The sequence below is a fragment of the uncultured Streptomyces sp. genome (genome assembly GCF_947488945.1).
In the GTDB taxonomy this organism is placed as follows: Bacteria; Actinomycetota; Actinomycetes; order Streptomycetales; family Streptomycetaceae; genus Streptomyces.
This window is the reverse complement of the sequence record NZ_CANLBS010000009.1, coordinates 339,051-345,050: the sequence shown is the minus strand read 5'-3', so window position 1 is coordinate 345,050 and position 6,000 is coordinate 339,051. Positions and strand designations below refer to the sequence as shown.

Sequence of the window (6,000 nt, the reverse complement as noted above, 5' to 3'; positions counted from 1 at the left end):
ACGGCCCCTTTGCCACGCCTGCCTTCCCCATTCATATGTGCATCGAGCACTGGGCGTTCTCCATTCGTGTGGTCCGGCGGCCAGTTGGACCGAGAGACAGGCGAAGCCCCTGGTAGATGGGTTTTCGACCAAGAATTCCTTCTCCACCAGAGGCTTCGTGTGCTTGTCTACCCGTCCGGCGTCGACGTGTCCAACTCTGTCCTGCGCTTCCTGTCCGCCAAGCTCCGTCAACACCGCCGAGAGCTCGGCAGCCGGTGGAGGCGCCTGACCCCGGGCCGGCAGGCCCTGCTCACACTCGCCCACCTCCGCAACGGCCACCCCTACGCCCAACTCGCGGCCGGGTTCGGTGTCGGCACCGCGACCGCCTACCGATACGTCACCGAAGCCGTCGACCTCCTGGCCGCACTCGCCCCGACCCTCAAAGAGGCCGCCCGTACGGCATCCACGAAGGCGTTCGTGCTGCTGGACGGCACGCTGCTGCCCATCGACCGGATCGCCGCTGACCGCCCCTTCTACTCTGGAAAGCACAAGAAGCACGGGATGAACGTGCAGATCCTGACCGACCCGTCCGGCCGGCTGCTATGGGTATCACCGGCTCTTCCCGGCGCCGTCCACGACGTCCGGGCCGCCCGTGAACACGGCATCGTCCGCGTGCTCACGGAAACCAACATCAAGTGCTGGGCAGACAAGGGATACCGAGGTGCCGGAGGCTCGGTCCGCATCCCGCACTGGGGACGCTGGGAGACGCTCACTGACGGTCAGAAGGCCGTCAACCGGTCCCATGCCAAGATCAGGGCCCTCGTCGAGCAAGCCATCGCCACCCTCAAGTCCTGGCGACTCCTCCGCAAGCTGCGGTGCTCGACGACCCGCATCACAAGCTTGGTCCAAGCCGTCCTGACCCTGCATCTGGCCAGCTCAGACCGATGATGGAAAAGGCTCACTGGGGGTTGCAAAAGGCATCGGTGCGCTCCTCAGTCACTCACCACGGACGGATGACAACGATGGATCGCCGCGGCGAACACGCACTGGCTTGCCGAGGAGTACGGGGCCATGTCCGTTGAGACCCTCGGCAGGCTTGATGCTGCATCAGCCAAGATCGCGTGGAACGCTCCCTCTGGCTCAGGCGGAGGCACTGCACCGCCGTTGTCAGTGCCTCCGCACATACTGCTTCCATGGTGAAATGCGAACGCATGATCTATTGCAGTGGCGGGCGGCCCAGCGGGCGTGCGCGGGCGCTGTGAGTCTAGAGACAAGCTGCCACCCCGTCACTAGGCTGATCTGAAGGGTCAGTTGGCGGAGAGGACGTTACGTGCGAATCGTGGTGCCTGCTTTTGTTCCAGACAGTCGTGGGAACCGGCTCAAGGAGTACACCCTGAAGAAGCTCGCCAAGGAGGTGACACCGGACCGCTGGCTCTATCTCTGTGGGCCCCAGGAAGCGGCCCGGCAAATAGGTATGCTCGGAACGTGTGCCCCTGAGGAGCTTACGGACGAACAAAAAGAAAAGTGGACCCACAAGTTTCACCTCACTGAATCGGACAAGGCCGAGTTGCGCCCTCTGTGTGAAGTGCTGGAGGAAGTGTTATCCCTTACGGCTAAGGGAGACGTCGACTTCGCGATAGCTTTCGATTGGTACAAAGCCCCTGACGGTGGTGATCCGAGGCATTGGCCCAACACGCCATCCGGTGAACTCGTCTATAGAAGCAAATATTATTCTGAGGGTGCGGCTAGGAGTAAAGCTCGGAGGGAGCTTGTAGAGAAGTTTTCCGATTTGATAGCAAAGCATCCAATTCTTCGCGCATGCCACAATGTCATGACGGTTCCAGGGCACAAAGCAGATGGGCAAAGCTTTGGGGAGCGCCTTGCGGACAAGGTGGCAGTGAAAATTGGAAAGCCACTAATACGAACGGAGTCACCGGGAGGAACGCGACCTCAAGCCAAAGAGGGAGCGGCGATAATAGCAGACGGTCATTTTGAATCGCCTGGCAGAATTGCTGGTGACGTAATTATCCTTGATGATGTTTACAGGAGTGGCGCTACAATGCATGCGGTCGCTAGAGCTGCTAAGCGTGCTGGCGCAAGGCGTGTATTCGGTTTGGCGGCGGTACGAACGATGAGGAACTGAGATGTCCCAGAGGAAGAGTGACTCAATTTTTCTGGCGCTGGTAGCCTTCGAGACAGTGCGGACTCCTGCACGCATTGATGCGGTACTACGGGAGGAGGGGCTCCCTGGGCTGGAGGAACTGGCAGTCGGCTTGGATGATGCGACAACTCGCGCGTGTCGACAGAAAGCGGCAGAGCTGGCTGATAGGGGCATCTATGCTGTTCTGCGCGGAGAGGCAAGCTATCCTGAAATGTTAATTCATAAGGGGAAGGCTAGCGCTCCCGTGCTTTTCTGCTACGGCAACTCGAAGTTGCTGGAAGCCGACGGAGTTGGGATGTGCGGGTCTCGCGCCGTTAGTGATCTCGGCCTTAAGGCTGCAGTGGCATGCGGAGAAGAGGTCAGCAGTCGTGGATTGAGTGTGATTTCGGGATATGCAAAAGGTGTGGATACGGCAACCCACCTAGCGGCATTGCGTGTGGGTGGGTCCACTGTAATAGTCCTTGCCGAAGGATTCGATCACTTCAGAATCAAGAAGGCGTTCGCTGAGGACTTCGATCGGGATCGTGTTCTTGTTGTCTCCCAATTTCCGCCAACCCAACCCTGGCTGACGCATGCTGCGATGACAAGAAATCGCATCATTTTTGGCCTAGGGCGAGCCCTTGTAGTTGTTGAGGCTGGGGAGCGGGGCGGGACCCTGGCTGCTGGCGAGGGAGCAATCCGGATGGGGCGAACAGTGCTGGTGCTAAATTTTGGAAATGATACCCCTGCCGGAAATCGCATTTTGCTTGAGAAGGGAGGATTTCCGATTCCGTCCCGTGAGGCGCTGGGGCGAATTCTCGATAAGCGGCCCCGTGATAAGGGTCCCGCGCAACTGACCCTTCCTGTGTAAGTTTGCGCGGCTTGGCGTGATAATTGAATGGGACCGGTTTGTTCAGTTGGTCGTTGATTCCGGGGCCTATCGGGTCGACCGTTGGAACAGGGCGCCTGACCTGAGGTGTGAGAGATCTACGATGCGGAGAAGCGTGCAACCTGCGTCCGTGTAGAAGCCGTGCAGGCCCTGATTTTCCTTCCATGCGTCTAGCCGCAACCGCCGCCCCTGAGCGCGTGCACGCGCTGAGGCACTTCTACGCGTCCGTTCTGCTGGACGCGGGGGAGAGCATCAAGGCCGTCAGCGAGTACCTCGGGCACTCCGACCCCGGACTGACGCTGAAGGTGTACGCCCACCTCATGCCGAGCAGCCGGGACCGGGCTCGGAAGGCACTCGGGGAGGCACTCCGGCCGCCGGAGGATTCGCCCCGCTGAGGTCCCACAGTGGGCCCAGGTCATGAAAATGCCCCCGATCCGCGCCGTATGCGCAGGTCGGGGGCATGATCAGGGAACCTACTTCTTCTTGCCCTGGTTCTTTACTGCCTCGATGGCGGCCTTGGCGGCGTCCGGGTCGAGGTAGGTGCCGCCCGGCTTGACCGGGCGGAACTCGGCGTCCAGCTCGTAGGCGAGCGGGATGCCGGTGGGGATGTTGAGGCCGGAGATCTCTTCGTCGGAGATGCCGTCCAGGTGCTTCACCAGGCCGCGGAGGCTGTTGCCGTGGGCGGCGACCAGGACGGTCTTGCCGTCGAGGAGGTCCGGGACGATCGCGTCGTACCAGTACGGGAGCATGCGGACGACGACGTCCTTCAGGCACTCCGTGCGCGGGCGCAGCTCCGGCGGGATCGTCGCGTAGCGCGGGTCGTCGCTCTGCGAGAACTCGGTGCCGTCCTCGAGCACGGGCGGCGGGGTGTCGTAGGAGCGGCGCCACAGCATGAACTGCTCCTCGCCGAACTCGGCGAGCGTCTGGGCCTTGTCCTTGCCCTGGAGCGCGCCGTAGTGGCGCTCGTTGAGCCGCCAGGAGCGGTGGACGGGGATCCAGTGACGGTCGGCGGCCTCCAGCGCGAGCTGCGCGGTGCGGATGGCGCGCTTCTGGAGGGAGGTGTGCAGGACGTCGGGGAGCAGACCGGCGTCCTTGATCAGCTCACCGCCGTGAACTGCTTCCTTCTCACCCTTCTCGGTGAGGTTGACGTCCACCCAGCCGGTGAACAGGTTCTTCGCGTTCCATTCGCTCTCGCCGTGGCGGAGGAGGATCAGCTTGTACGGTGCGTCGGCCATGGGTCCGAGCGTAATCGAACCCGTACGGGCTCCGCGCGCCCGGCCGAGGGGCGGACGGACGGCGGGCCGGCGGACGGTTGCCGTCCGGCGGGTGAAGGTGCCGCAGGGGCCGGACCGGGCCCCCTCGGGGCGGCCCGGCGGGCGGTCCTGGGCGTCGATTGACGATCGGCGTCAATCGACTGGCGGCCCGCGCCCTCCGCTTCGTAATGTTCTCTCCAGTGCCGGACCTCTTACCGTCTCGTCCCGGCGCCTTCTGTCCGCGCACCCCGGGGAGTACACGTATGTCCGTTTCCAGTCTGGGGAGATCCACGCGGGAGACGGTGTCCGGGCTGCCCACCGCGTTCTGGTGGCTCTGGCTCAGCAGCTTCGTGAACCGACTGGGCTCGTTCGTCGCCACCTTCATGGCGCTCTACCTGACCCTGGACCGGGGTTACTCGGCCTCGTACGCGGGTCTCGTCGCCGCCCTGCACGGGCTCGGCGGTGTGGTCTCGTCGCTCGGCGCGGGCGTGATGGCGGACCGGTTCGGGCGGCGGCCGACGATGCTGATCGCGCAGATCTCGACCGCCGGCTCCGTGGCGCTGCTCGGCTTCATGGTCCACCCGATCGCCATCGCGGGCGTGGCCTTCCTGGTCGGGATGGCGAGCAACGCCTCGCGTCCCGCGGTGCAGGCGATGATGGCCGACATCGTGCCGCCGAAGGACCGGGTACGGGCGTTCTCGCTGAACTACTGGGCGGTGAACCTCGGTTTCGCCGCCTCATCGGCCGGGGCCGGTTTCATCGCCGAGCACAGCTACCGGGCCGGGTTCCTCGTCGAGGCCGCGATGACGCTGCTCTGCGCGGTGGTGGTGTTCCTCCGGGTGCCGGAGTCGCGCCCCGAGAAGGCCGCCCCCGCGCGGGACGGGCGGGCGGCCGGCGCGGACGACGGCGTGCGGATCTCCACCGTGCTGCGCGACGGCCGGTTCATGGGGGTCGTGGGACTGTCGTTCCTGATCTCGCTGATCTTCCAGCAGGGGTACGTCGGGCTGCCGGTCGCGATGGGGGCCGACGGATTCACCAGCTCCGACTTCGGCACCGCCATCGCGGTCAACGGGGTTCTGATCGTCGCCGTCCAGATCCCCGTCACCCGCATGATCCAGAACCGGGATCCACGCCGGCTGCTGGTGGCCTCGGCGCTGCTGGCGGGCTACGGGTTCGGGCTGACGGCGTTCGCCGGTTCGCTCGCCGTGTACGCGATGACCGTGTGCGTGTGGACCCTCGCCGAGATCGTCAACGCGCCGACCCAGTCCGGTCTCGTCGTGCAGCTCTCGCCCACCCATGGGCGGGGCCGTTACCAGGGCGTCTACACGATGTCCTGGTCGGTCGCCGCACTGATCGCGCCGCTCATGTCCGGCGTGGTGATCGACCGCTTCGGTGCCGAGTGGCTGTGGGGGGCCTGCGCGGTGCTCGGCACGGTGGCGGCGCTGGGCTACTGGGCGCTGATGCGGAACCTGCCCGCACCGGGCGAGCTCCCGGCGGCGGCGGACGCCGCGCCGGAGGTGGTGGTGCCGGTCGAGGCGCCGACTGTCGTGGTGCAGCCGCTCCCGGAGGCCGCCACCCTGCCGTCCGGTCCGGCCGCGCGGTCCACCGGGGCCGTCGCGATCGTCGCGGCCGTGTCCCCCGCGGACCGGACCGGACCGGTCGCGCCGGGGCCGCGCTCCCACGACCGGTAGCCGGACCGCGGACCGCGGACCGCGGACTAGGGACACGCGCTACGGCGG

The 6,000-nt window shown here is 64.9% G+C and carries 5 protein-coding genes and 1 pseudogene; 5 read left to right on the top strand and 1 reads right to left on the bottom strand.

Annotation, left to right across the window (positions count from 1 at the left end; translation table 11 throughout):
- Positions 1–159: 159 nt before the first annotated feature.
- The 4 genes and pseudogenes from Q0994_RS17640 to Q0994_RS17625 all read left to right on the top strand — a co-directional run.
- Positions 160–927 (top strand): IS5 family transposase, encoded by a 768-nt coding sequence (locus Q0994_RS17640; RefSeq protein WP_299535709.1) that lies wholly within the window; start codon positions 160–162, stop codon positions 925–927.
- Between the two features lie 382 nt (positions 928–1,309).
- Positions 1,310–2,122, top strand: a complete 813-nt coding sequence (locus Q0994_RS17635) for a hypothetical protein (protein ID WP_299535706.1) — start codon at positions 1,310–1,312, stop codon at positions 2,120–2,122.
- A gap of 1 nt (position 2,123) precedes the next feature.
- Positions 2,124–2,990: a DNA-processing protein DprA gene (locus Q0994_RS17630; RefSeq protein WP_299535703.1), complete on the top strand. Its 867-nt coding sequence runs from the start codon at positions 2,124–2,126 to the stop codon at positions 2,988–2,990.
- Between the two features lie 215 nt (positions 2,991–3,205).
- Positions 3,206–3,403, top strand: a pseudogene (locus Q0994_RS17625) (tyrosine-type recombinase/integrase); the annotation flags it as partial.
- A gap of 78 nt (positions 3,404–3,481) precedes the next feature.
- Here Q0994_RS17625 and Q0994_RS17620 read toward each other — a convergent pair.
- Positions 3,482–4,243 carry a phosphoglyceromutase gene (locus tag Q0994_RS17620; protein ID WP_299535701.1) on the bottom strand — a complete coding sequence of 254 codons (762 nt, stop codon included), beginning with the start codon at positions 4,241–4,243 and terminating at the stop codon, positions 3,482–3,484.
- Between the two features lie 281 nt (positions 4,244–4,524).
- On the opposite strand from Q0994_RS17620, the gene Q0994_RS17615 reads away from it, so the two are divergent.
- The gene (locus Q0994_RS17615) at positions 4,525–5,952 is read left to right on the top strand and encodes an MFS transporter (protein WP_299535698.1); all 1,428 of its coding nucleotides are present in this window, start codon (positions 4,525–4,527) and stop codon (positions 5,950–5,952) included.
- Positions 5,953–6,000: the final 48 nt, after the last annotated feature.